General features: G+C 70.7%; 23 protein-coding genes. 17 read left to right on the top strand and 6 right to left on the bottom strand.

Annotated features, from left to right (window positions below):
* Positions 1-155 precede the first annotated feature (155 nt).
* Positions 156-542, top strand: a complete 387-nt coding sequence (gene mce, locus EXE46_RS05275; protein ID WP_137687437.1) for a methylmalonyl-CoA epimerase — start codon at positions 156-158, stop codon at positions 540-542.
* A 57-nt stretch (positions 543-599) separates the two neighbouring features.
* Here mce and EXE46_RS05270 read toward each other — a convergent pair whose 3' ends face one another.
* Positions 600-2,789: a S9 family peptidase gene (locus EXE46_RS05270; protein WP_137687436.1), complete on the bottom strand. Its 2,190-nt coding sequence runs from the start codon at positions 2,787-2,789 to the stop codon at positions 600-602.
* A gap of 89 nt (positions 2,790-2,878) precedes the next feature.
* Here EXE46_RS05270 and EXE46_RS05265 point away from each other — a divergent pair, with 89 nt between their 5' ends.
* The 9 genes from EXE46_RS05265 (at position 2,879) to EXE46_RS05220 (ending at position 10,962) form a co-directional block, all read left to right on the top strand.
* Positions 2,879-3,589 (top strand): cyclase family protein, encoded by a 711-nt coding sequence (locus tag EXE46_RS05265; protein ID WP_137687443.1) that lies wholly within the window; start codon positions 2,879-2,881, stop codon positions 3,587-3,589.
* Between the two features lie 124 nt (positions 3,590-3,713).
* Positions 3,714-3,995, top strand: a complete 282-nt coding sequence (locus tag EXE46_RS05260; RefSeq protein ID WP_007999211.1) for a 50S ribosomal protein L44e — start codon at positions 3,714-3,716, stop codon at positions 3,993-3,995.
* Between the two features lie 2 nt (positions 3,996-3,997).
* Positions 3,998-4,171 carry a 30S ribosomal protein S27e gene (locus EXE46_RS05255; RefSeq protein ID WP_137687435.1) on the top strand — a complete coding sequence of 58 codons (174 nt, stop codon included), beginning with the start codon at positions 3,998-4,000 and terminating at the stop codon, positions 4,169-4,171.
* 18 nt (positions 4,172-4,189) lie between these two features.
* Positions 4,190-4,990, top strand: a complete 801-nt coding sequence (locus EXE46_RS05250) for a translation initiation factor IF-2 subunit alpha (RefSeq protein ID WP_137687434.1) — start codon at positions 4,190-4,192, stop codon at positions 4,988-4,990.
* A gap of 35 nt (positions 4,991-5,025) precedes the next feature.
* Positions 5,026-5,205: an RNA-protein complex protein Nop10 gene (locus EXE46_RS05245; RefSeq protein WP_137687433.1), complete on the top strand. Its 180-nt coding sequence runs from the start codon at positions 5,026-5,028 to the stop codon at positions 5,203-5,205.
* 100 nt (positions 5,206-5,305) lie between these two features.
* Positions 5,306-6,058 (top strand): proteasome assembly chaperone family protein, encoded by a 753-nt coding sequence (locus tag EXE46_RS05240; RefSeq protein ID WP_137687432.1) that lies wholly within the window; start codon positions 5,306-5,308, stop codon positions 6,056-6,058.
* Between the two features lie 762 nt (positions 6,059-6,820).
* Positions 6,821-7,987 (top strand): thiolase domain-containing protein, encoded by a 1,167-nt coding sequence (locus tag EXE46_RS05230; protein ID WP_137687430.1) that lies wholly within the window; start codon positions 6,821-6,823, stop codon positions 7,985-7,987.
* The gene (locus EXE46_RS05225) at positions 7,984-8,424 is read left to right on the top strand and encodes a Zn-ribbon domain-containing OB-fold protein (RefSeq protein WP_137687429.1); all 441 of its coding nucleotides are present in this window, start codon (positions 7,984-7,986) and stop codon (positions 8,422-8,424) included. Before EXE46_RS05230 ends, EXE46_RS05225 begins: the two co-directional genes overlap by 4 nt.
* Positions 8,425-8,529: 105 nt before the next feature.
* Complete coding sequence (locus tag EXE46_RS05220; protein WP_137687428.1) at positions 8,530-10,962, top strand: response regulator; 2,433 nt, start codon at positions 8,530-8,532, stop codon at positions 10,960-10,962.
* A gap of 40 nt (positions 10,963-11,002) precedes the next feature.
* On the opposite strand, the gene EXE46_RS05215 is transcribed toward EXE46_RS05220, so the two are convergent.
* The gene (locus EXE46_RS05215; protein ID WP_137687427.1) at positions 11,003-11,770 is read right to left on the bottom strand and encodes a VOC family protein; all 768 of its coding nucleotides are present in this window, start codon (positions 11,768-11,770) and stop codon (positions 11,003-11,005) included.
* A gap of 182 nt (positions 11,771-11,952) precedes the next feature.
* Between EXE46_RS05215 and EXE46_RS05210 the strand changes: the two genes are divergently transcribed.
* The 4 genes from EXE46_RS05210 (at position 11,953) to EXE46_RS05195 (ending at position 16,968) form a co-directional block, all read left to right on the top strand.
* Positions 11,953-12,918: a UbiA family prenyltransferase gene (locus EXE46_RS05210; RefSeq protein ID WP_137687426.1), complete on the top strand. Its 966-nt coding sequence runs from the start codon at positions 11,953-11,955 to the stop codon at positions 12,916-12,918.
* Between the two features lie 92 nt (positions 12,919-13,010).
* On the top strand, positions 13,011-14,834 hold the full coding sequence (locus EXE46_RS05205; protein WP_137687425.1) for a histidine kinase N-terminal 7TM domain-containing protein: 1,824 nt from the start codon (positions 13,011-13,013) through the stop codon (positions 14,832-14,834).
* A 30-nt stretch (positions 14,835-14,864) separates the two neighbouring features.
* Entirely contained in the window at positions 14,865-15,305 is a 441-nt protein-coding gene (locus tag EXE46_RS05200; RefSeq protein WP_121595615.1) for an EamA family transporter, read from the top strand.
* A 118-nt stretch (positions 15,306-15,423) separates the two neighbouring features.
* Positions 15,424-16,968 carry an MATE family efflux transporter gene (locus tag EXE46_RS05195; RefSeq protein ID WP_137687424.1) on the top strand — a complete coding sequence of 515 codons (1,545 nt, stop codon included), beginning with the start codon at positions 15,424-15,426 and terminating at the stop codon, positions 16,966-16,968.
* 75 nt (positions 16,969-17,043) lie between these two features.
* On the opposite strand, the gene EXE46_RS05190 is transcribed toward EXE46_RS05195, so the two are convergent.
* Positions 17,044-17,685, bottom strand: coding sequence for a type 1 glutamine amidotransferase (locus EXE46_RS05190; protein ID WP_137687423.1), 642 nt, complete (start codon positions 17,683-17,685; stop codon positions 17,044-17,046).
* Between the two features lie 104 nt (positions 17,686-17,789).
* Positions 17,790-19,598, bottom strand: a complete 1,809-nt coding sequence (gene arcS / locus EXE46_RS05185; protein WP_137687422.1) for an archaeosine synthase subunit alpha — start codon at positions 19,596-19,598, stop codon at positions 17,790-17,792.
* A gap of 118 nt (positions 19,599-19,716) precedes the next feature.
* Between arcS and EXE46_RS05180 the strand changes: the two genes are divergently transcribed.
* The 3 genes from EXE46_RS05180 to EXE46_RS05170 all read left to right on the top strand — a co-directional run bounded on the left by EXE46_RS05180 (position 19,717) and on the right by EXE46_RS05170 (position 22,874).
* A complete protein-coding gene (locus EXE46_RS05180) occupies positions 19,717-20,181 on the top strand; it encodes a pyridoxamine 5'-phosphate oxidase family protein (RefSeq protein WP_137687421.1) in 465 nt (154 codons plus the stop codon).
* Positions 20,182-20,324: 143 nt separating this feature from the next.
* Complete coding sequence (locus tag EXE46_RS05175; protein ID WP_137687420.1) at positions 20,325-21,605, top strand: amidohydrolase; 1,281 nt, start codon at positions 20,325-20,327, stop codon at positions 21,603-21,605.
* A 198-nt stretch (positions 21,606-21,803) separates the two neighbouring features.
* Complete coding sequence (locus tag EXE46_RS05170) at positions 21,804-22,874, top strand: hypothetical protein (RefSeq protein ID WP_241981495.1); 1,071 nt, start codon at positions 21,804-21,806, stop codon at positions 22,872-22,874.
* A 111-nt stretch (positions 22,875-22,985) separates the two neighbouring features.
* On the opposite strand, the gene EXE46_RS05165 is transcribed toward EXE46_RS05170, so the two are convergent.
* Together EXE46_RS05165 and EXE46_RS05160 are read right to left on the bottom strand one after the other, a co-directional pair.
* Positions 22,986-23,444, bottom strand: coding sequence for a Rieske 2Fe-2S domain-containing protein (locus EXE46_RS05165; RefSeq protein ID WP_137687419.1), 459 nt, complete (start codon positions 23,442-23,444; stop codon positions 22,986-22,988).
* 30 nt (positions 23,445-23,474) lie between these two features.
* Complete coding sequence (locus EXE46_RS05160; RefSeq protein ID WP_137687418.1) at positions 23,475-24,845, bottom strand: geranylgeranyl reductase family protein; 1,371 nt, start codon at positions 24,843-24,845, stop codon at positions 23,475-23,477.
* Positions 24,846-25,033: the final 188 nt, after the last annotated feature.

The following is a 25,033-nucleotide window of genomic DNA, read 5'->3' as shown; positions in this document are numbered from 1 at the left end:
GCCGTGCTCGACGCCCCCACTTGGCCCCCCTCGACGTCCCCGCTTGGCCGCGCTCGACCCCGTTCCCGGTCGCTGCCGATGCCGACCGCTCCGGCGTTCCCGCGCCGTCGCGCCGCCCGCCGCAATTTATTGTCTCCGGGACGCCACGCTCACGCATGCGCTTCGACCACGTCGGCGTCGCGACGCGCGACGCGACCGACTTAGCCGACCTGTTCGGCGGCCTGCTCGACGCCCCGGTCGCACACGAGGAGACGTTCGACGGGATGCGCGTCGTCTTCCTCGAACTCGACGGCGGCGGCTACTTCGAGCTGCTCGAACCGGACGCGGGCGGGACGATCGCCGACTACCTCGACCGGGAGGGCCCCGGGGTTCACCACGTCGCGCTCGCGGTCGACGACCTCCCGGCCGCGCTCGACGACGCCCGCGACCGCGGGATCGACCTCGTCGACGAGGAGCCGCGGCCCGGCGCGTGGGGCCACGAGGTGGCGTTTCTCCACCCGCGATCGACCGGTGGCATCCTCGTCGAGTTCGTCGAACACTGAGGAGGGCAGCGTCCCCGCCAGAAGCCTCCCGCCGCGGTCGAGGCCCGGCGCGTCGGCTCAGTCGTCGGTCTCGACGGCCGGGTCGTGCGTCTCGTACCAGCCGAGGATCTTCTCCAGCCGGTGGATCGCGCGGTCGGGGTCGCCGATGTTGTGGTGTTCGTCCGGGTAGACCACCAGCTCGGCGTCGACTCCCCGCTTTCGCGCGGCGACGTACAGCTGCTCGGACTGCGAGGGAGGACACCGCCAGTCCTCCCCGCCGGCCATCACCAGAAGCGGCGTCTCGATGTTCCCCGCGTCCAGCACCGCCGTCGACGCGTCGTACGCCTCCGGGTCCTCCCACGGGAGCCCGAACTCCGCCTCCAGCCAGACGTGGGTGTCGTCGGTGCCGAACGCCGACCGCAGGTCGTAGATGCCGTGTTCCGGCGCCGCCGCGGCGAACAGGTCCGGCTCCTGGGTGACGAGGAACCCCTGCGCGATCCCGCCGTACGAGAAGCCGTGGCCGAACACGCGGTCGGGGTCGACCCACCCGCGGTCCGCGAGCGCCTCGACGCCGGCCGCGATGTCGTCGACCTCGGCGGTCCCCCACTTCCCGGTCAGCTCCGCGGTGAACTCGCGGCCGCGGGAGGTGCCGCCGCGGTAGTTCGGGCGGAAGACGAGGTAGCCCCGGCTCGTCAGGGCGGCATGGCCGAAGCCGAACTCCGGCTCGTCGTACGACATCGGCCCGCCGTGGATCGCGACCACGAGCGGGTGGTCGCCCGCCTCGGGGTCGACGTCGGGGTCGTGGTAGAGGACGCCGTCGAGCGTCCACCCGGCCGACTCCCACTCGACGCGCCGGGCCTCCGGCATCGCGAACTCGTCGGTGAGCGACTCGTTGACGCGGGTGAGCCGCCGGAGGGAGTCGGGCTCGGTGGCCGCGTCGTCACCTGCGCGGCCCCCGCCGGTCGCCGCGTCGAGGTCGTCGACGGCGACCGTGTGGACGTCGGTCCCCTCGGTCGGGTGCGAGAAGACGACCGCCGCCGTCGACCCGTCGGCGGCGACGTCGAACCCGGCCATGGCGCGGTCGCGGCCCTGCGCCTCGAAGACGCGCTCGGCGGTCCCATCCGTCTCGACGCGGACCAGCCGCGTGCGGCTCTCGTCGGCGATCCGGGTGTAGATCGCGCCGTCGACCCACTCGATCCCGCCGCCGCGAGCGACCGTCCGGTCGAGTGCGGCGGTCAGCGAGACCGGGTCGTCGCCGCCCCCTCCGCTCCCGTCCTCCTCGGCGTCCACGAGGTACACCTCGGCCGGGGCGGGCGGGTCGTCCGGGTCGCTCGCGACGGTCGCGAGCGTTTCGGTCCCCGGGCGCCACGCCGGCGCGCCGTGCGAGAGGGTCCCGCTCGTGAGCCGCTCCGCGTCGCCGCCGTCGGCCGAGACGACGTAGAGGTCTCGGACGGTGGTGTCGTCGGGGCGGTCGAGCCGGCAGGACGTGAACGCGATCCGGTCGTCCGGCCCCCACGTCGGGTCCATCCCGGCGATATCCTCGAAGGCGCCGCCGCCGTACGCGTCGTCGAGCCGCCGGGGGTCGCTCTCGGGGTCGTCGAGGTCGACGACGAACAGGTACCGCGTCACGTCGTCGGTCCACCCCGCGCCGTTCACCTTGTGCTGGAGTCGGGTCGTCTCGATCGGCCCGCCCTCCTCTCGCACCTGATCGAGGTAGTCGGCCTCCGCGTCGGTCGGGTCGCGGGACTCGATCACCAACCGGTCGCCGTCGGGCGACCAGTCGAAGTCGGCGACGCCCTCGTCGCGCTCGGTGACCTGCCGCGCGTCGCCGCCGAGCGCGAGGTCGAACACCCACACCTGCGGTTTGGGCTCGTCGTCGCCGCCGAGGGGGTCGTCGCCGTCGGACTCTCCTTCCTCGTCGTCTTCGCTCTCCGCGCTCCCCTCGTCGGCCTCCGCGTTCTTCGCGCTCTCCTCGTCGTCCCTGTCTCGCCAGCCGACCCGCTTCTCGGCGTCGCGCTCGCGGGCGGCCACGAACGCGAGGCGGTCGCCGTCGGGCCCCCACGTCGGTTCGGCGGCACCGGACGCGCTCGTCAGTCGGTGCGGCTCGCGGGAGCCGTCGGTCGGGGCGACGAACAGCGACGAGACCGGCTCGTCGGCGGCCTGGTCGTACTCGGTCGCGGTGAAGGCGACGCGGTCGCCGGCGGGGGAGACGGCGGCCTCGCCGATCTGGGTCAGATCGTAGTAGGCGTCGAGCGGCAGTTCCGACATGAACCCACCCTGCGGCGGGCGGGGGTTATACGTTCGGGCAGCGGAACCTCGGCGACCGACTTAACCCCGTGGCGGGCGGAGCGACGGCCGTGTTCCGCGACCTCTCGCAGCCGATCGAGACGGGGATGCCGACCTACCCCGGCGACCCGGACGTGACCCTCGCGCCCGACGCGACCCACGAGGCCGACGGGTACGCGACGAGCGAGCTCCGGACCGGGACCCACGCCGGAACCCACGTCGACGCGCCGAAACACACCCTCCCCGGCGGCGAGCCGATCGACGAGGGGGCGGTCGGACGGTTCGCGTTCGAGGCCCGGCTCGTCGACTGTCGGCCGTTGGCGCCGCGGGAAGCGGTCGCGCCCGAGGCGCTGCCCGATCCGAGCGGCCTCGACCCCGACGTCGATCTCCTCGTCCTCCGGACCGGCTGGGAGTCGCACTGGGGGACCGTCCGGTACCGCGATCACCCGTACCTCACCGCGGCCGCCGCGGAGCGCTGCCGGGCGGCGGACGTCGGCGTCGCCCTCGACGCCTTCGGGCCGGATCCGACGCCGACGGCCGACGCGAGGCCGAACGAGGACGGCGGGCCCAACGAGGGCGGCGGACCGGCGGCCTCGAACGAGCGCGACGAACCGGACGGGACTCCCGCCCACGACGCGCTTTTGGGCGCCGCGCTCCCGATCGTCGAGAACCTCCGCGCGCTCGACGGGCTCCCCGACCGGTTCCGACTGTACGCCTTTCCGCTCCGCCTGCGCGGCGCCGACGGGTCGCCGGTGCGCGCGGTCGCGGAGTGGGAGGAGTGAAACGGTGGAGGAGTGATGCGACCGGCCGGGAGCGGAGCCGTCGCGGCGCGTTCCCGTCGGCGGGCGTCCGAGACCAAACCCGTTTTAAGCGTCGGCGACGAACCGCGCCATAAGGTCGATATCCATGGAAATGCCACGCCGCTTCAACACGTACTGTCCGCACTGTGACTCCCACCAGGAGCACGAGGTGGAGAAGGTTCGATCGGGTCGCGCGACCGGAATGAAACGCGACGCTCGGCAGCGACGCCGCGCGCTCGCGACGATCGGCAACGCCGGCGGGTACTCGAAGGTGCCCGGTGGCGACAAGCCGACGAAGAAGACCCACCTGAACTACCGCTGCGGCGACTGCGGGAAGGCCCACATGCGCGAGGGATGGCGCGCCGGCCGTCTCACGTTCCAGGAGTAAGCATGGCGGGAGACTTCCACCGCGTCGCCTGCGGCGACTGCGAGAACGAACAGGTCGTCTTCGGCAAGGCCTCCTCGACGGTGTCGTGTGCGGTCTGCGGCACGACCCTCGCGACCCCCACCGGCGGGGAGGCGGCGCTTCACGGCGAGATCGTCGAAACCGTTGAGGCGCGGTAACCGCCTCACCGCTCCGTCATGAAGTACAGCGGCTGGCCCGAACCCGGCGAGCTGGTGGTCGGCGACGTCGACGAGATCGCCGACTTCGGCGTGTTCGTCGACTTAGACGAGTACGAGGACAAGCGCGGCCTCTGTCACATCAGCGAGGTCGCCTCCGGCTGGATCAAGAACGTCCGCGACCACGTCCGCGAGGGACAGACGGTCGTCGCGAAGGTGCTGGAGGTCGACGAGTCGTCGAACCAGATCGACCTGTCGATCAAAGACGTCAACGAACACCAGCGCAAGGAGACGATCCAGGACTGGAAGAACGCGCAGAAGGCCGACAACTGGATGCTCATCGCGCTCGGCGAGGACGTCGACGACGACCGCTACACCGCGGTCGCCAACGCCCTCCTCGCGGAGTACGAGAGCCTCTACGACGCCTTCGAGGCGGCCGCGATCCGCGGCGGCGAGGCGCTCGACGACGTCGACGTCGACGACGGCACCGTCGACGCCGTCGTCACCGCCGCCCGCGACAACGTCTCCGTCCCGTACGTCGACGTGACGGGGTACGTCGACCTCGAATCGGCGGCCTCGGACGGCGTCGACGACGTCCGCGACGCGCTCGCCGCCGCCGAGGGGAACGGCGAGATCCCGGACGGCGTCGAACTCGACGTCGGCTACGTGGGGTCGCCCGAGTACCGGATCAAGGTCCGCGCGCCCGACTACAAGACGGCCGAGGACCAGCTCGAGGCAGCCGCCGACCGCGCCCGCCAGTCGATCGAGGCCGCGGGCGGTGTCGGCGAGTTCCACCGCGAGCGACGCGAAGAAGACGAGTAACCCCGATCGTCCCGACGTCACGACGCCTTTTATCCGTGAAATCAGATATCCGCGTCTGCGCGAACTGGGAGGCCGTTCACGAGCGCCCGGTGTACGCGCTCGGCGAGCGCTGTCCGGCGTGCGACGGCCCCACCGAGAACAGCGCGCCGGCGCCGTTCGGTCCCGAGGACCCCTACGGCGAGTACCGGCGGCGGGCGCGGCGGCGGTCGGAGTAGCCCCGGCCCGTCGGGACGCGGCGGACGGGCGCCGCCCCCGATCGATCGCGAGCCATCCGAATAGCCATGCTCTTGTGACCGCCGCCCGGACGGTCGGGGTATGGAGGACATCGAGATCGACGAGGTCGCGACGCCGGAGCTAGACGACCCGGTGTTGATCGAGGGGCTGCCGGGCGTCGGCCACGTGGGGAAGCTGGCCGCGGAACACCTGTTGGAGGAGTTCGACGGGGAGCTGGTCCGCCGGGTGTACGCCACGGAGTTCCCGCCGCAGGTGAGCGTCGACGACGAGGGAGTCGCCGAGCTGACCTGCGCCGAGTTCCACGCGGTCGAGACCGACGGCGCCGACCTGCTCGTGTTGACCGGCGACCACCAGGCCGGGTCGAACGCGGGCCACTACCGGCTCACGTCGACGTTCCTCGACGTGGCCGAGACGTTCGGCGCGGAGCGCGCGTTCGCGCTCGGCGGCGTCCCGACGGGCGAGCTGGTCGAGGAGTACACCGTCCTCGGCGCGGTCTCCGACGGCGACCTCACCGCCGACCTCGAGGACGCCGGCGTCGAGTTCCGCGCGGACGAGCCGGCGGGCGGCATCGTCGGCGTCTCCGGGCTCGTGCTGGGGCTCGGCGGCCGCCGCGGGTTCGACGCCGCCTGCCTCATGGGCGAGACGAGCGGCTACCTCGTCGACCCGAAGAGCGCGCGCGCCGTGCTGGAGGTCTTAGAGGCCCTCCTCGACTTCACCGTCGACTACGAGAGCCTGGAGGACCGCGCCGAGGAGATGGAGGAGGTCGTCGGCAAGATCCGCGAGATGCAGGAGGGGCCGGCGGTGCCGGACGACGACCTGCGGTACATCGGGTGAATCGGTCCGCCGACAGTATCCGAAGGCACACGTCGGCGATCCATCAGAAGGGGTGATACGGTCCGCTCGTTGATCCCGGCTTTGAGAATCACCGAGGAGCCATATTATCTGATAAGTATGTTGTCTTGAATGACACAATTTCCGCATTACTTACTTTCTTGTTATTTCCAACTGGTGCCAAACCTGTCATGGCGAGAAGAGGTGAATGTTACTTCTGTAAGGGGGTCGTAACGGACGGAGACGACGGGACCTTTTGTTCGCAGTGCGGTACATTCGGACATTTCACGTGTCTGAAAGACAAAGGTCTGGCAAAAGAGCGAAGCGGGGGGCTGCTGAGTAGCGGGGGGCTAGACGTGAAGTGTCCCAGTTGCGGCCACGAGGGGAGTCTGTAGACCACCCGTAGTTGATTTATGGGGTACGGATACAGCGACGACGACTCTTGTTACTACTGTGACGGTTACACGGACTACGGTACTTCGAGCGCAGACGCGTTCCAGTGTAAAAACTGTAACAAGGTGGTACACATCCAGTGCTTGCGGAATTACGAACTGATGGACGACGGAGGGGCTTACTGGCAGTGCCCTAACTGCCACACGAGGCAGAGAGCGATCTAGATTATCGTTCACCGCGAGCGGAGCGACGCAGAGCAGTCCTCCGTCTGGGACTCTACCGCACACCCATGGCCCGGCACACGTCGCCGGATCCGACGTCGAACCCCCGCTTCCGGCAGAGATAAACCGCATCCCCGATCATCGTCCGTTAATGACAGACGTACGCGTCGCCGGGGTCGGGCTCACTTCCTTCGGCAGCCACCCGGGGCGGACCGGCCGCGACCTGTTCGCCGAGGCCGCGCTGCGGGCGTTCGAGGACGGGGACGTCGACAAGAGCGACGTCGAGGAGCTGAACTACGGGAACTTCATGGGAGCGCTCGCCGAACACCAGGGCCATCAGGCACCGCTGATGGCCGAGGCCGCGGGGGTCCGCTGTCCGGCGACGCGCTACGAGTCGGCGTGCGCCTCCGCGGGCGTCGCGGTCCGCGAGGCGGTCCGGACGGTGGCGGCGGGCGACGCCGACGTGGTCCTCGCGGGCGGGATGGAACGCATGACGAACCTCCCGACCGACGAGGTGACCGAGGGGCTCGCCATCGCCGCCGACGACCTCTTCGAGGTCCGGGCGGGCGTGACGTTCCCGGGCGCCTACGCGCTGATGGCGAACGCGTACTTCGACGCCTACGGCGGGGGACGCGAGGACCTCGCGCACGTCGCCTCGAAGAACCACGCCAACGCCGTGCCGAACGAGTACGCCCAGTACCGCAGGGAGGTGTCCGTCGACGAGGCGATGGACGCCCCGCCGGTCGCGGAACCCCTCCACCTCTACGACGCCTGCCCGATCACCGACGGTGCGAGCGCGCTCGTGTTGGTCTCCGCGGAGTACGCGGAGCGCCACGGCCTCGACGCGCCGGTCGCGGTGACGGGGACCGGACAGGGGACCGACCGGATGGCGCTCGGCGACCGCGAACACCTCGCGCGGACGCCCGCCGCGGACGACGCCGCGGCCGCCGCCTACGCCGACGCCGGTATCGACGCCGGCGCGGTCGACGTCGCGGAGGTCCACGACTGCTTCACCATCGCCGAGGTGTTGGCGCTGGAGTCGCTGGGGCTGTTCGAGCCGGGCGAGGGGATATCGGCGGCCCGCGAGGGCATCACGACCGCCGACGGCGACCTCCCGGTGAACCTCTCCGGCGGGCTGAAGGCGAAGGGACACCCGGTCGGTGCGACCGGCGGATCGCAGATCGCGGAGCTGACCCGGCTCCTCCGCGGGGATCACCCCAACAGCGAACGCGTTCCCGACGCCGACGTCGGCGTCGCCCACAACGCGGGCGGGACGGTCGCCAGCGCCGTCGTCCACGTGCTGGAGGTGGCGGAATGAGCGACGACGGCGCGGCGGATGACGGCACCGCGCCGACCGACCGCGACCACGCCGAGTGGCTCGACGCGCTCGCCGACGGAGACGGGTTCGCGATCGTCTGTCCGGACGGCCACGGTTCGCTGCCGCCGCGACGGGTGTGTCCCGACTGCGGCTCCCCCGACCTCTCGCGGGAGCCCCTCGACGAGACGGGGACGGTCGAGACGTACAGCGTCGTCCACGTCCCGTCGCCGCGCTTCGCGGACGACGCGCCGTACGCGACCGCGGTAGCCGACTTCGGTCCGACGCGGCTGACCGGGATCGTCCGCGGCGGCGACGCGAGCGACGACCCGCCATCGGTGGGGATCGGCGACGCCGTGACGGTCGACGTCGGCGAGCGCGAGACCGACGGCGAGCGGCTGGTCGTCTTTCGCCCGGTGACCTCCGCCGGAGACGACTGAGGCGGTCGAACCGGGCCGCGAGAGACGGAGCAATCGGTCGATGTCCGACGTTGCCGCGTTGACGACGCCACAACGATTATATCGAGTGGTAAGTATCCCGAGTGTATGCCCGACCGCATTTCGGTCCTCCTCGTCGACGGCGACCCGAACCTACGCGCGGTCACCGCCTCGTCTCTGGAGCGCGAGACGGACCGGGTAGCGGTCGAGACGGCCCCCGACGCGGCCGCGGGGCTCGACGCCTTGGCGGAGGGCGACGTCGACTGTATCGTCTCCGACTACGAGCTGCCCGGCCGGGACGGGCTCTCGTTCCTCGCCGAGGTCCGCGAGCGCCGTCCGGAGCTCCCGTTCATCCTCTTTACCGGACGGGGGAGCGAGGCGGTCGCGAGCGAGGCGATCTCCGCCGGCGTCACCGACTATCTCCAGAAACGGGACGACGCGGAGATATACGAGCGGCTGGCGACCCGGATCGTCGAGGCCGTCGAGAAGCGGCGAGCCGAGACGGCAGCGGCCGAGACGATCGAACGGGCCCCGGACCGGACGGAGGCCGACCGCCACCGGGCGTTCATCGAACACGCCGGCGACGTGGTCGCGGTGCTGTCCGACGACTGGGAGTTCCGGTATCTGAGTCCCTCGTGCGAGCGCGTCAGCGGGTACGCTCCGTCGGATCTGCTCGGCGAGCGGTCACTGGACTACATCCACCCGGACGACCGGGAGGCGGTCAGGGAGGCGTTCAGCTCGCCCGGCGTCGACGGCGACCGGCCGACCGCGGAGTACCGCTTCCGGACGGGCGACGGCGAGTACCGTTGGCTCGAATCCGTCGGCAGCGATCGGATCGAGACCGACGGCGTCGAGGGATACGTCGTCACGACGCGGGACGTCTCCGAGCGGAAGGAGCGCGAACGGACGCTCGCCCGGCTCCGGGAGTGGACGCGAGAGCTCAACTACTCTCGAACCACGGAGGAGACGGCCGAACTGGCCGTGGCGGCGGTCGACGACCTGATCGACGCCGGTCTGAGCGGGATCCACCTGCTCAATGAGGCCGGCGACCGCCTCGAACCCGCGGCGCTCGGCGAGTCGGTGCCGGCGATGTTCGACGAGCAGCCGTCGTACGACCGCGACGCCCCGCCGGGAACGCGGGCGGCGCTGGCGTGGGAGGCCTTTCGCGGGGACGGATCGGTGGTCGTCGACGAGCTGTCGACGTACGAGGGGCTCGACGAAGAGTCCCCCGCCGAGAGCCTCGTGTTGCGGCCGATCGGGGGTCACGGACTGTTCGTCGTCTCGGCGCCGGAGGCACGCAGTTTCAGCGACACCGACGTTCTCGTCGCGGAGATCCTCTCGCAGCACCTCGAAGCGGCCTTCGACCGCGTCGAGCGGGAGACTCGCGTCGAGCGGCTCCACGGCGCCACGCGGACGCTCGTCAGGGCGGACTCGCGGGAGGAGATCGCCGAACGGGCCGTGGAGGCCGCCACGGACGTGCTGGGCTTCTCGGTCGTCACGGTCCGGGTCCACGACGAGGAGGCCGGCGGGCTGGTGCCGTCGGCCGTCTCGCCGGAGGCGGCGGCGCTGCTGCCGGACCGCGAGACGTTCACCCCCGACGGCGGCAGCCTCAACTGGGCGGCGTTCGAGGCCGGAGAGGCGCGGATGTTCGACGACATCCGGACGACCGAGGCGCTCGACGCCGACACGGCGCTCCGAAGCCTGCTGATCGTCCCGATCGGCGAGTACGGGACGCTCGCGCTCGGCGAGGCCGAGCCCGGGGTGTTCGACGGCGTCGACGAGTACCTCGCCGGCATCTTGGCCACCGCGGCCGAGACGGCGTTTCAGGCCGAGGCGCGCACCCGCCGGCTCGCCGAGCGGACGGCCGAGCTGGAGCGGCAGAACGACCGGTTAGAGGAGTTCGCGGGCGTGGTGTCACACGATCTCCGGAACCCGCTCGAAGTCGCGCGGGGCCGGACCGAACTCGCCCGCGAGGAGTGCGACAGCGACCACCTGAGGGCGGTCGACCGCGCGCACGACCGAATGGCCGCGCTGATAGACGACGTGCTCACGCTCGCCCGCGAGGGCACCCCCGTGACCGACGCCGAACCGGTCGATCTGGGACGGATCGTCGGCTCCTGCTGGCGGACCGTCAACACGAAGGACGCGACGCTGCGCACCGAGGTCGAGGGGATGATCGTCGCGGACGAGGGGCGCCTCAAACAGCTGTTGGAGAACCTGATCCGGAACAGCGTCGAGCACGGCTCGACTGGCAGCCGGACGGAGTCCGGCGACAGCGTGGAACACGGCGGCGCGGACGTGACCGTGACCGTCGGAACGCTGCCGGACGGCTTCTACGTGGCCGACGACGGGCCGGGGATCGAGCCGGACCGGCGCGAGGCGGTGTTCGACGCGGGGCACTCGACCTCGCAGTCGGGGACGGGGTTCGGGCTGCGGATCGTCGAGCAGGTGGCCGACGCGCACGGCTGGTCGGTGCGAGCGGTCGAGAGCGAGGCGGGCGGGGCGCGGTTCGAGATCACGGGCGTCGAGTCGGCGGACTGAGCGACCGCGTGACCGAACCCGACCCAGAACGGACGCGGCCTCAGTCCCGCGTGACCAGCTCGACCTCGTGGCCGTCCTGATCTTTGGTGAACGCGTAGTTGTGGTCGCAGGAAGCGGGGTCGCGGTAGTCGGGGGCCTCGCGGGTCATGAGGTCGTCCCACGCGTCGTCGAGGTCGTCGACGCGCACCGCGACGTGGCCCCAGCCGTCGCCCATCGTGTACTCGCGGCCGTCGTAGTTGTAGGTGAGTTCGAGCTTCATCGCCTCCTCCGGGGCCTCCTCGGGCGCCACGAAGTAGTTCGAGAACGAGTCGGCCTCCCAGCGGCCGGGGTACTCGCCGTACTCGAACTTCCGGATCCAGTAGCCCAGCGCCTCGTCGGCGTCCTCCACGCGGATCATCGTGTGGTCGATGCTCCACTTGGCGCCGTGGTCGCGCTTGACGATCTCGATCTCGTGTCCGTCGGGGTCCTTCACGAACGCGTAGCGGTTCCCGCAGGACTCGGGGTCGCGGTAGTCCTCGACGCCCTCCTCCATCAGCTGGTCGTACGACTCCTGGAGCGCGTCCTCGGGGACGCGGACCGCGATGTGGCCCCACGCGTCGCCGATCTCGTAGCTGCGGCCGTCGTGGTTGTACGTGAGCTCTAAGAGGGCGCCGTCCTCGTGGACGTCTTCGGGCCCGAGGAAGACGTTGGTGAACGTGTCCGCCTCCCAGCGGCCCTTCTCCTCGTAGTTCAGGTGCGTCTGGTACCAGTCGAGGCTCTCGTCGAGGTCCTCGACGCGGATCATCACGTGGTCGAAGGTTCCGTCCATACGCGAGCGAACGGCCGCTCGGGTCAAAAGCGTACTGAACGCCGAACCCGTCCGGGAGCGACGAGGCGCCGGACGAACAGATACCACCGCCGAATGCGTTTTATTAACTCCGTTTGGCGTGGATAGATATGCCTCGATCCCCCATACCGGACGTTCGCCGTCTTCCGGCGGCGAACGTTACTATGGCAAACGAACGGACGAGGCCGTCGACGCCGGACGGCACGACAGCGGGGTATCGTTCGCAGGCAACAGCTCCCGACCCGGGGAGGCTCCGACAGCTCGCCGCGTTCGCCGCGGGCGCGCCGTTCGCGGCCCTCGTCGCCGCCGTCGAGGTCGCGCTCGTGACGGCCGCGCTCGGCGTTCCGCGCTCGACGGCGCCGGTCGCGGTGGGACTCGTCGCGTTCGCGGTGTACGCCGCGGACCACGTCGCCGACGCCGAGGCCGACGCCGGCTCGACGCCCTCGCGGGCGCGGGTCGCCCTGCGCTACGGCGACCAGCTGATGACGGTCGCCGCGGTCTGTTACGGACTGGCCGTCGCGCTCGCGGTCGGCGCCGGCCCCGCGGCGCTCGCGCTCGTCCTCGTTCCCGGCGCGGTGTGGATCGGCTACGCAACCGACTGGCTCCCGACCGCGGGCGACCTCGTCGCGCCGCTCGGCGGGGCCTCGGTGCCGCGGCTGAAGGACGTGTTCCTCCTCAACTCCGCGGCGGTCGCGCTCGCGTGGGCGGTCGCGGTCGTCGCCGCGCCGCTCGCGTTCGCCGGGGTCCCCGTCGGCGCCGTCGGGACGCCGACGGTCGGGCTCCTCTTCGGCTACGTCGCCCTCCGCTCGTTCGTCGACGTCGAGGTCCCGAACGTCAGGGACGTCGCGGCCGACGCCGCGCGCGGCGTGACGACGCTGCCGGTCGCGTACGGGACCGCCGGGACGCGGCGGGTCCTGCTCGGCGTCGACGCGGTCGCCGCCGGGCTGCTCGGGGCCGCCGCCGCGACCGGCGCCGTCTCGGGGGCTCCCCTCGTCGCGCTCGCCGTCGGTCTCGCCGTCTCCGTGGCCGTCACCGCGTTGGTCGACCGACTCGGCAACGCGGCGCTCGGCGTCGCCCCGGACTGTAGCTACCTCGTCGCCGCGGCCGCGCTCCTCGCGCTCGGGTGGTGAGGTCGCGGCCGCGGCTTCGAGGGCGGCACGACGAGTTTTTTTGATATAATTCGACCCAACAAGTTATAAATCTAATATCCGTTGGGGAGCGTATGGCAGCGCTCAGCCCGCTCTCCGTCGCTCTCTTGGTCGCCGTGACGGTCGGCCTGTCGGGGGCGATCCTCGCGTGGCGAGAGCGCCCCGAGCCGGGCGCGACGTGGCTCGCGGTGTTGCTCGCCGGGCAAGTGTGGTGGGCGACGTTCCTCGTCTTCGAACTGGAGGCGACGACGCTGCCAGCGAAGGCGCTGTGGTACGACGTCCAGTGGGTCGGCGTCGTCGCGATCCCGATCGGCTGGCTCTTCTTCGCGCTGGCGTACACCGGCTACGACCGCTACGTGACGCCGTTCTCCGTGGCGCTCGTCTCCCTCCTCCCCGCGGCCACCGTCGCGGTCGCCGCCGCGGGAGATCCGGGCAACCTCCTCGCGGTCGACCGCGTCGTGCGCGAGACCGCCGTCGGAACGTTCCTCGACGTCGTCCCCGGCCCGCTCTACTACGTCATCGCCGGCTACACCTACCTCCTCGGCGTGGCCGGGTCGGTCCCGCTGGTCCAGCTGATCCGCGACGACGCCCAGCCGTTCCGGGGGCAGAGCGCGGCGCTGCTCGTCGGGACCGCGGCGCCGTGGGCCGGGAACCTCGCGTACCTCTCGGGCGCGCTCCCGATCCCCGGACTCGACCCCACCCCGCTCGTGTTCGTGGTCTCGGGGGTCGCGTACCTGCTCGCGCTGTCGCGGTTCCGGCTGTTGACGCTCGCGCCCGCCCCGCGTCGCCGCGCGCGACAGCTCGTCTTCGAACAGCTCCACGACCCCGTCTTCGTCGTCGGGACGGAGGGGCTCCTCGTCGACCTGAACGAGAGCGCGGCAGAGACGTTCGGCACCGACCGACACGCGGCGATCGGGCGGTCCGCGGCGGCGGTCGTGCCGCGATACGACGCGGTCAGCGACCTCGACGCAGACGGGGAGAAACCGCGGGCGATCCCGATCGTCGGACGCGACGGGCAACGGCCGTACGAGGCGACGGTCAGGGACGTCGTCGACGACCACGACCGCACCACCGCCCGCGTGATCTCCTTCCACGACGTGGGGGCGTACCTCGGCCAACAGCAGCGACTCAACGTGCTCAACCGCGTGTTCCGTCACGACGTCCGGACGGAGACGAATCTCATACAGGGGTACGCCGAACAGCTGCGCTCCGACCCGACCGACGAGCGCGCCCTGTCGGTCATCGAGAAGAGCGCGGACCGGATGCTCGAACTCAGCGAGCGCACCCGGACCGCGGGCGAGCTGTTCGACCCGACGGAGGAGCCGGAGTCGGCGCCGCTGCCGCGCGTCGTCGACGAGGCGGTCGCGGACGCGCGTTCCATCGACTCGGACGCACGGTTCGATATCGGTGAGATCCCCTGCGTCTCGGTTCCGATCGTGTTGCGGGTCGTCTTGGAGAACCTCTGTTCGAACGCGGTCCGACACAACGACGCGGACGCGCCGTGGGTGCGGATCGACGCGGCCGTCGAGGGAGACTGGGTCGAGGTCACCGTCGCCGACGACGGTCCCGGGATCGACCCGGCCGAGTACGACGTGTTGAACCGGGGCAGCGAGACGCCGCTGCGCCACGGGAGCGGTATCGGCCTGTGGATCGTCAAGTGGGGCGTCGACCACCTCGGCGGGCGGATCTCGTTCGCCGAGCGCGAGCCGCGGGGAACGGTCGTGACGGTCTCGGTTCCGGTCGACCGCTCCCGCCCGTCCGATCCGGGCGCCGAGGATGACGCTCCGGACTCCCCGGTCGACGAGTCGGCGTCGGTCGACGAGTCGGCGTCGGTCGACGAGTCGGCGTCGGGCGACGAGACGGGTCCGTCGGACGCGGCGCCGGGCGCGGGTCGATAGGCACTTGCCTCCGGACGGCGACCCCGGGATATGGACGCTACCGCCACGACGTATCTCCCGTACGCGCTGCTCGCGATGGGCGCGTACGCGCTCGTCTCTCCGTTGATGCGCGTCGCGACGACCGGTCCGAACGCGATCCCGAGCGACGTCGCCGTCGTCGTCTCGAACACCCTCCTCGTCGCCATGGCGATCGGCGTGATCGCGTACACCGGACAGGGGTTCACCACCCACCTCGCGTCGCCGAAGCTAGCGCACGTGCTCGCGGCGGGCGTGTTCCTCGGGATCGGCATCCTCGCGTTGTACCGCTCGCTCTCTTTGGGTCCGGTGAGCGTCGTGACGCCCATCTTCGCGATGTTCCTCGTCTTCTCGTCCGTGATCGGCTTCCTGTTCCTCGGCGAGTCGTTCACCGCCCGCAAGGGGCTCGGGATCGCCTTCGCCGCCGCCGCCGTCTACCTCGTCTCCGGCGCCTGAGCGGAGCGGGTCTCGGCGCCCGGCCGGAGCGCCCGGCCTCGGCACCCCGTCCGATCCGGAACCGTCTGCCGCGTGACGAAACGACTTTAGCCGGCAGCGGAAAAGTGGCGCACCCGCCGTGTCTCGCCTGCCGAAATCCCTCCGTGCGCTGGTCTCATACCTCGCTCGCCTGCCGAACCCGTTCCGCGCGCTTATCCTCTACATCGGCTTCGCCCTCGCGCGGGTCGGCCTGATCGACCGTCACCGCGTGGTCCGGACGACCGACCTCGCGTGGCCCCGGATCGTGACGGGGATCGCCCGGATGTCGAAGAACGCGGTCGACGTCGCGATGGTCGGCGTCGCGGTCGGCACCAGCGCCGTCGCCGGCGTCGGCTTCGCCGGCCCCTACTGGGGGCTCGCGTTCGCGCTCGGCGGCGGCGTCGCGGGCGGCACCATCGCCCTCGTCTCCCAGCGCTACAGCGCCGAGGCGTTCGTCGAACTCGGCGACGCGGTCCGGTCGAGCGTGCTCCTCGTGATCGCGATCAGCGTCCCCGTCAGCGGCGCGTTCTGGCTGTACGCGCCCGCGTTCATCGACGTCCTGAGCAGCAACGAGGCGGCGATCGCTTACGGCGCCGACTACCTCCGCGTGGTCGGGCTCGGGGTCCCGTTCGCCGCGCTCAACCTCGTCGGCAGCCGCGTGCTCGTCGGCTGCGACGACGCCTACACCGCGATGCAGGTCCGGGCGGGCGGCGCGCTGGCGAACATCGTCCTCAGCGCGCTGTTCATCTTCGGCTTCGGCTGGGGCGTCGAGGGCGCCGCTGTCGGGACCGTCCTCTCGAACGTGCTCGCGGTCGCCGGCTTCACCGTCGGGATCGTCCGCGGGAGCGCCCCGCTGATCGGCGAGTTCCCGGTCGCGATCGACCCCGTCGGCTCGTACGTCAACCCCGGCATGCTCCGCGACCTCGTCGAGATCGGCGTCCCGGTGGGCGCGCGCAACCTCGTCTGGACGGCCGCGGAGTTCCCCATGCTCGCCATCCTCGACGTGTTCGGCCAGAACACCGTGGCCGCGTTCGTCATCGCCCGCCGCATCTGGGGGATCATGAACACCCCCGGCTGGGGGTTCGGCCTCGCCTCCTCCAGTCTGGTCGGGCAGGAGCTCGGCGTCGAACGGCCCGAGGAGGCCGAGGCGTACGCCCGCGACATCATCCGCTTCTCGGTGGCGACGTACGCGGTCTCCGCGGTGCTGATCGCCGTCTTCGCGACCGACATCGTCTCGCTGTTCGCCGAGTCGCCCGACAGCCCGGAGATCCCGATCGCCGTTAACCTCGTGTACGCGGCCTGTGCGGCGGTGATATTCCAAGGGATCTCGGGCGGCGCGGCCGGCCCCCTCGACGCCGCCGGCGACACGAAGATCCCCTTCGCGAGCCAGTTCCTCGGGATGTTCTGCGTCTCGATCCCGCTCGCGTACGTCGGCGCGTACGACGCGACGCCGGCGATCGACCTCCCGCTCGTCGGGGTCACGCTCCCCGAGGTGGCGCTCCCCGCGATCGGCCTGTGGGGTCTCTACCTCGCGTTCATGGCCGAGACGACGATCCCGGCCGCGATCAACTACCTGCGGTTCCGCTCGGGGAAGTGGAAGAATATAAGCGAGGCGTACCGCCCCGAGGCGACCGCGGACGACTGAGCCGCCGACCCGTCGCTGCGTCCGTTCGCGGCGCGGGCCACCCGCGGACGCCGCACCGATGAATTAGAGTGTCCGCTACGGTCCGCTTCCGGACGACTCGACGAGGGCCGCGAAGTTGGCGAGCGTCCGGGTGGCGGTGGAGTCCTCGAAGGAGCCGTCGGCCGCGTCCCAGCCGTCGTACTCGTCGGCGATCCGAGGGGTGAATTCGGGGTGATACTGTACCGACCAGACCGGGCGGTCGCGGTGTCGCGTGGCGAAGTACTCGTAGTAGTCCGCACGCCCGATAACCTCCATCCCGTCGCCGAGTTCGGTCACGACGTCGGAGTGAAGGACGGGCACCGTGGGTTCGACGCCGTCGAACAGCGGCTCGTCGGCGTCGAGATCGGCGTCGTGGAGCCGGAGGCGGGACGTCCCGCTGTCGACGACCTCGCCGCCGAGGGCGGCGTTCAGAATCTGATGCCCGAAACAGATGCCGAGCGTCGGGACGCCCTCCTCGACGAGGCGGCGCGCGAACCGCTTCTGGGCCGCGATCCACGGCTGGTCGGGCTCGTCGTACACGCCGACCTCGCTCCCGCCGATGACGACGCCGTCCACGTCTTCGAGGCTCGGGTCGCCGTCCTCGTGCGGGTAGTCGTACGCGCGGGCGTCGGGGAGGAAGTGGACGATCTCGTCGGCCATGTAGCCGCCGTCGACCGCGTTATTGAGTACCAATATCATCGAGATCTACTTAAGCGGAACTGGTACCTCGGCGGTAACATGCGTTTCGGTGCCGACGCGATACGCGCTGCGTTCCCCGTGCTCGACCGCGCTCTCGGACTCGGTCACGTCTCGTCGGCGTGACGAACCTCGACGGCGACCCCGCGGGTCGACCCGGCCATCTCCGGGCCGGACATCGCCGCGCGACCGACCGCGAACGCCTTCGGCCCCTCGACGACGACCTCGTCGCCGACGCGGATATCGTCGTCCGCGTCGACGACCCCGGGCGCGAGAACGGACCCGTGCGGGACGAACGCGTCGATCTCGACCCGTTTCGTCGGCGCGTCGCTCTCCACCCAGCGCCGCGCGCCGGCGAGGGTGAAGGATAGGGTGCCGTACTGCGGGACCATCGTCGCCAGCTGTTCGCCCGGCTCGCCCTCCCGGCCGGCGTCGGGGTCGTCGCCCCACACCTGGAGCTTCGGGTACCGTCCGGTGGTTCGGATGTCGCCGCTGGCCCCGGCGTCGCCGCCGAACAGGTCGTCGCCCGCGCCGTCGCCGAGCAGGTAGTCCGCGATGGCGCGGACCGTGTTGTGCTCGCGCTCGCGCTTGCTGTAGGCGGGCTCGCCCTGAAGCGCGGCGTTCAGTTCGCCGAGCGACTCGTCGGTCGTCGGGTGGTCGACGCAGGTGTACTCGAAGGGGACCTCGATCTCGGGATCGGCCTCGACTCGCTCGCAGATCTCGCGGTAGCCGTCCTCGGGGACGTGCGCGACCACGCGGGAGTAGTCGTTGCGCGTCAGGTACCGGCGCAGCACCTCCGCGACGAACTCGATCTCGTCTTCGCTCCAGTCGCCGGTGACGACCGAGTCGTAGTGTTGCGCGGGGTAGGTCGTCTCCAGCTCCTGGGGCACCACGCCGATCGGCGAGGTCATCGAGACGGTGTGGCCGCGCCACTTGATCGCGTCGTGGAACTGCCGGTGGCTCTGGGAGTCGCTGTACGGCTTCGTCGCCGAGCAGGGCACCAGAACGAGCGGCTGGTCCGTGAATCGGTTCCGGTAGCGGCTCGTGACGCGGTCGGCGAACCGGCGGATCTCGACGCGGTCGAGCGTCTCCGCCGACGCCGCCGTCACCTCCGCGTCGCGCATGAGCGGCGTCCGTTCTTCGAGGTACCCCCAATGGTCGTCGAACTCGCGGAACGCGGCCGTGAGCCACCCCTCGTGGCGGGCCTGCCCCTCGACGTAGTCGCGCAGGCGACCGCTCCGGATCCGCTCGCGGACGCGGCGGAGCTCGGCGCGGAGCGCGTTGACGTTGTGCTCGGCGCAGTCGGCGCGCGTGAACTCGCTCCGGGGTTTCGCGCAGGCCGGACAGGCGCACGGCAGCTCGTCGAGGTCTTCGAGGAAGTGCTCGGCGTCCGCGGTGAGATACATCCCCTGCGTCCCCTTCGTCCGGGCGAGCGTCGCGTCGACGAGGTCGACGCCCGCGTACGCGAGCAGCGCGACGTTCCGCGGCGTGGCGACGCCGGAGAGGCCGATCGCGGCGTCCGGTGGGAGAGAGCCCTTCGCCCGGATCACGGCGTCGCGGAACGCCTCGCCGTGGCCGACGAACCCCCCCGCGTCGGCGAGGAGGTACGCGTCGACGCCGAGGTCGCGGGCGCTCCGGCTGTCGACGACCGCGGCCGAGGGGAAGTCGACGCCGGGGTGGTCGACCGCGAACGACTCGCGGACTTCCTCGCGCGTACCGGCCGGAAACGCCCGGTGTGGCAGCACCGTCAGCGCGGTTTCGTCGCCGTCCGGCACCTCGCGGTCGCCGGCCCAGAGGCTCCCGGCGTCGTCGAGGAACGGGTCCGCGAGCGCCGGCGTCGTGACGGGGTCGGCGAGGCGGACCTCCCCGAGGCGGGCGGCGCCGTCCCGTTCGTGGACCTCGAAGTAGTCGGTCATACCACCACTCGCGCGGGGACGGTCAATTCTCTTGTGTTCCGCGACCGCGCGGCCGGCCGAGAGTCGGGCGGACAGGACCCGCCGGAACTGTTAGGCGGAGCGCGGCCGAGGGATCGGTATGGACCCGACCGGCCCGTGGGACTGCGACCGCGTCGACGAGTACCTCGGTGCCGCGCGCGTCCCGGTTCGCCTCGGCTGTCGCACGCCGGGCGACCACCCGTGGATCGTCTCGCTGTGGTTCGCGTGGGACCCGGACGCGGAGAGCGCCTCCGTGGACGCGCCCGGCGCGATCCGCTGCGCGACGAGCGCGAACGCGGACCTCGTCGAGTTCGTCGACCACGACCCGGAGGTCTCCTTCGACGTGTCGACGAACGACCCGCCGTACAAGGGTGTTCGCGGTCGCGGCCGCGCGACGGTCGTCCCGGACGAGGAGAAGCGGCTCCTCCGGTCGCTCCTGACGAAGTACCTCGGCGGGACCGACAACCGGACCGCCGACCGCCTGCTCCGCCCCGAGCGCGACGAGGTCGAGATCCGGATCGAGCCCGAGCGGCTCCACACGTGGGATTACACGGAGCGCATGTGACTTTCGCACGAATCGTGTGGCCCGCGTACGAAGCGAATGTGACTCTCGTGCGAGTGACCCGAACGCGGGCGGGCGGTTTCGGAGCGGTCCGCGCCGCTCTCCGCGAGGCGATCGTTTAAGCGGTCGCCGGGTCACCAACGGGTATGAGCGCTCTCGACAACGACGAGTACCGCGCGTTTCGCCGCGACCTCCACCGCCACCCCGAGCCCGCGTGGCGCGAGTTCTACACCACCGCCCGCATCGTCGAGGCCCTCCGCGAGCGGGACCTGACGGCGCTTCACGTCGGCCCCGACGCGCTGGCGACCGACGAGCGACTGAACGTCCCTGCCGACGAGGAGCTGGCGGAGTGGGAGGACCGAGCCCGCGAGGCGGGCGCCGACCCCGAGATCCTCGACGAGCTCTCCGGGGGGTACACCGGCTGCGTCGCGGTCGTCGAGCGCGGCGACGGGCCCGTCGTCGGCCTCCGCGTCGACATCGACGCGCTTCCGATCACGGAGTCCGAGTCGGGCGACCACGTCCCGGCCGCCGAGGGGTTCCGCTCCGAGCACGAGGGGTTCATGCACGCCTGCGGTCACGACGCCCACGCGACGATGGGCCTCGGCGCGCTCGACGCCGTCCTCGACTCCGACTTCTCCGGGACGCTGAAGGTGTTCTTCCAGCCGGGCGAAGAGCAGGTCGCCGGCGGCAAGCCGATGGCGGAGTCGGGACACCTCGACGACGTCGACTACCTCTACGCGGTCCACGTCGGTCTCGACCACCCGTCCGGCGAGGTGGTCTGCGGCGTCGAGGGGTTCCTCGCGGTGCGGCACTTCCTCGCGGAGTTCTCGGGCGAGCCCGCACACGCCGGCGCGCGGCCCGAGCAGGGACGGAACTCGGTACAGGCGATGGCGGCGGCGATCCAGAACCTCTACGCCATCCCGCGGCACGCGGACGGCCCGACGCGCGTGAACGCCGGGCTCGTCGGCGGCGGCACCGCGACGAACATCATCCCCGAGGAGTCGCACATCGAGGGCGAGCTGCGCGGCGCGACGACCGAGCTCGCCGACTACATGTCGGACCACGCCGACCGCATCCTCGACTCGGCGGCCGACATGCACGACTGCGAGGTCGAGGTGTCGACGCTCGGCGAGGCGCCCAGCGCGACGAGTGACGACGCGCTCGCGGCGCTCGTCGGGGAGTCCGCGGGCGACGTCGCGGGCGTCACGAACATCGTCGACAGCGACGAGCTCGGCGGCTCCGAGGACGCCACGTTCCTGATGAACCGCGTCCAAGAGCAGGGCGGCCTCGCCTGCTACCTCGGCGTCGGCACCGATCACCCTGGCGGCCACCACACGACTAACTTCGACGTCGTCGAGGACGACCTCGCGGTCGGCATCGACGTGATCGCCGGCGCGATCCGTCGCGTCGCCGAGACGCGGCCGTAGCGCGGCGGGAAAAACGGGTCACGGGATCGGCACCGAATCGCGCTCGACCAACGGACGCCCGAAGCCGGCGGTGGACTGGCGGGAGACCAGCATGCGTCCAAACGGGTCCCGGTACACCAGTACATTATTGTTCGCTCCTCGTGTCACGTGTCGAACGTGACGAAGCGGAGAGACCGATCGACCGAGCGTCGAAGCGAAGTGTCCGCCGACTCGGCGACGCCTGAGTCCGGCGAGCACGCCGATAACTCGGATCCCGACGCAGATCTCTGGTTGGATTCGTTCGCCCGGTACCTCGGGTTCGGTCGGATCGGACGCCTCTTCGATCTCTCGCTCCCGCCGGCGTACCTCTACGCGGTCGTCACGGTCGTCGGCTGGGCGGCGGTCTCCACCGGACTGGACCTCCTGTACTTCGGGACGGACCCCATCTACGTCCGGAACCCGTACTTCCTGCTTCAGCCGATCGCGCTTCTCGGCAGCGTGTACGGGTCCCGCTCGCTGCGACGCTCCTACGAGGCCGCGGTCGAGGAGATGAAACTCGAAGAGCGCACGGACGACATCGATCAGTTTCGAGACCTAATTCCGCCGTGGTTCCCGTGGCTGCTGTTCGGGACTGCCGCCACGCTCCAACTGCTCCGGACCTACGCCGACCTCGGCACGTTCACGTCGACGGGCCTCGTCGCGAACGGGGTCGTCTTCCCCTTCGTGTACGCCCCGATCCTCGTCCAGTTTCTCGTCGTCTACGTGGAGATCGAGTTCGTCACCCCGTGGCGTCTGTACGAGTCCGACGTCGGGATACACTTCCTCGATCCCCACGGCGTCGGCGGACTCCGCCCCTTCGGCGAACTCGTGAAGAAGGCATATTACTACGTTGTCGCCGGCCTCGTCGCCTACGCCTTCCTCATCTACGCGCCGGGACTGCCGGTCGCGTCGGTTTCGGCCACGGCCGCCGCCATCTTCACCGCCGTGTGGGCGGCGAGCATCACGACGGTCGCGTTCGCGGTGTTCGTGCTCCACCGGTTCCTCCACCGGGAGAAGCGAGACGAACTCGAACGCTTGGAGGCCGAACTGCGGTCGCACATCGAGAACCCGTGGAACGTCAGGGAGTACGACGTCCCCGAGGACGCGACCGATCAAGTCGAGAAGATCCGAGAGCGCATCGAGACCGTGAGCGCGACCCGTGAGTATCCGGCGACGTTCAACATCTGGAGCCAGCTCCTCCTCAGCGTGGCCGTCCCGAAGGCGGTACAGCTGTTCCTCGCGAGCGTCTGAGCGCTCCGGAGGCGCTCGCGGACGCGACGGCCGCCCCCGTGAAGCGTCTCAGGGACGTCGGCCGCGGCCGACCGAACGGTTCGACAACACCGCCATCGGACGGGTGGGCGCTCAGAACGTCAGGTGCGAACTCGACGCCGGCCCGTCGTCGTCGCCGTCGTCGTCCGGCAAACCCTCGTAGAGATACGTGAGATCGTCGTCGGTGAGGAACACCGCGCCGTCGCGGACGGCCACGTCAATCTCCCGCAACGTCGTCCCCGCGGCGTCGCCGTTGTCACAGGAGCCGTCGCAGGCGTCGAACGCCGACCCGTGCTTCGGGCAGACCACCGAGCCGCCGCGCGTGACGGCGCCGACCCCCTCGCGGTGGAGGCGCTGGTCCTCGTGGGTACAGCGGTTGATCCACGCGCGGACCGGCGGGCCGTCGCCGGCGCTGCCCTCCGTCTCCTCGCCGGGCTCGTCCGCACACGGGACGAGGAACACCTCGCGGTCGGCGTCGCCTTCGCGGGCCGTGAACGCCCACGACCCCTGCTCGCGCACGGTCTCGACGGTAGTCAGTCGGTAGTCGGTCATCGGATCAGATTCCGGTAGTCGGTCACGGCCTCAGTACTTCGCGTCGGCCCCGGTCGTCTCGTACACGCGGTCCATGATCGCGTCGCGCTCGCGGGTCCAGTTCGCCATCGCGGCGGGGCTCGTCGGGTACTCGTCGTAGTGGCCGATCAGCTCGTCGGCCAGCGACTTCGTCTGGTAGAAGTTCCGGATCGTCCCCCAGTAGCCGAAGCTCTTGATCGCGGCCTTCACTTTCAGGCCGAACGACATCGAGGTCGACCCCTCGTATAACGCCTCCGCGAGCTTCTCGCCCGGGAGCGACGCCAGCAGGCCCATCAGGTCGTCGACGTCGACCGCGGTCGAGAGGACGTTGTACACGTCGAGGCCGGCGTAGCGCCCGCCGAAGTGGTCCATCACGCGGGTGTTGTACCGCCAGAGGTTCTCCTCGCTGACGTCGCCGTCCGAGATCGCCTTCACCGCCTGCTCGCCGGCGTATTTGCCCGCGTACGCCGCGCCGGCGATGCCGCCCCCGGTCGTCGGGTTCACGTGGCCGGCGGCGTCGCCGACCGCCATGTACCCCGGCGCGACGGCCGAGTCGTAGGGGCGTCGCGTCGGCAGCGCGGCGCCGAGCTTGTCGCGCACCTCCGCGCCCTCGAACTCCGGTCGGTCCCGGAGGTCCTTCTTCAGCGACTCGACGAGCTGCATCGGCTCCTCGGTCATCTGGAAGCCGAGCCCGGCGTTGATCTCCGTCGCCGTCCGCGGGAAGTACCAGAGGTACCCCGCCGCGCGGTCGGTCGCCTTGAACACGAGGGCGTCGTCCCACTCCACCGGCTCCGGGACGTCGACGATCTCGCGGTACGCCGAGCAGAACTGGGAGTACCGGACGTTCGTGTCGAAGGTCGTCCCCTCGAAGTCCGCCTTGTCCTGGAGCAGCGAGAGCGACCCGGCGCCGTCGATCACGATGTCCGACGCGTACGTCCGCGGCTCGCCCTTTCGGACCGCCTTGAGCCCCCTGACGCGGCCGGTTTCGTCTTGGACCACGTCGTTGATCACGGTGTCGTAGTGGAAGTCGACGCCCGCGTCCTCGGCGCCGGCGATGATCTGTCGGCCGTACTCCCAGCGGTCGATGACGGCGAGCTCGCCGGGGACGGGGATCTCCAGAACCGTGTCCTCCTGCGGGATCTCGAAGCGGCCGTGGTCGACGCCGGTGTTCGTGAACGCGGGTTCGAGCCGGTCTTTGGGGATCGCCTCGGGGAAGGCGTCGGCCCCCTTCAGGGCGTCGCCGCAGGCGATGTGACCGGCCTCCTCCGCGTCTTTCCGCTCGACGATGACGACGTCGAGCCCCTCGTTCGCGATCGTCGCGGCGGCGTAGCAGCCGGCGGTCCCGGCGCCCGCCACGACGACGTCGTACTCGTCGATATCCATTACCGGACCGTGTCGTGCCCCCGGCAAAACTCTTTGCTCCCGTTTCGGTCGGATTCTTGCCGACGGATTTTGGCGGCGGGCGACCCCTCGGCCGCTTCGCGTGCGGCGTCTCCCCGTTCAGACGCGTCGGTTAACGCCCCGGTGAGGCGGTCAACGCCCCGGCGAGACGGTTCCCGCCACGGCCGACT

This window comes from Halorubrum sp. GN11_10-6_MGM (genome assembly GCF_005435165.1).
GTDB lineage: Archaea > Halobacteriota > Halobacteria > Halobacteriales > Haloferacaceae > Halorubrum.
This window is presented reverse-complemented; position numbering and strand designations above follow the sequence as displayed.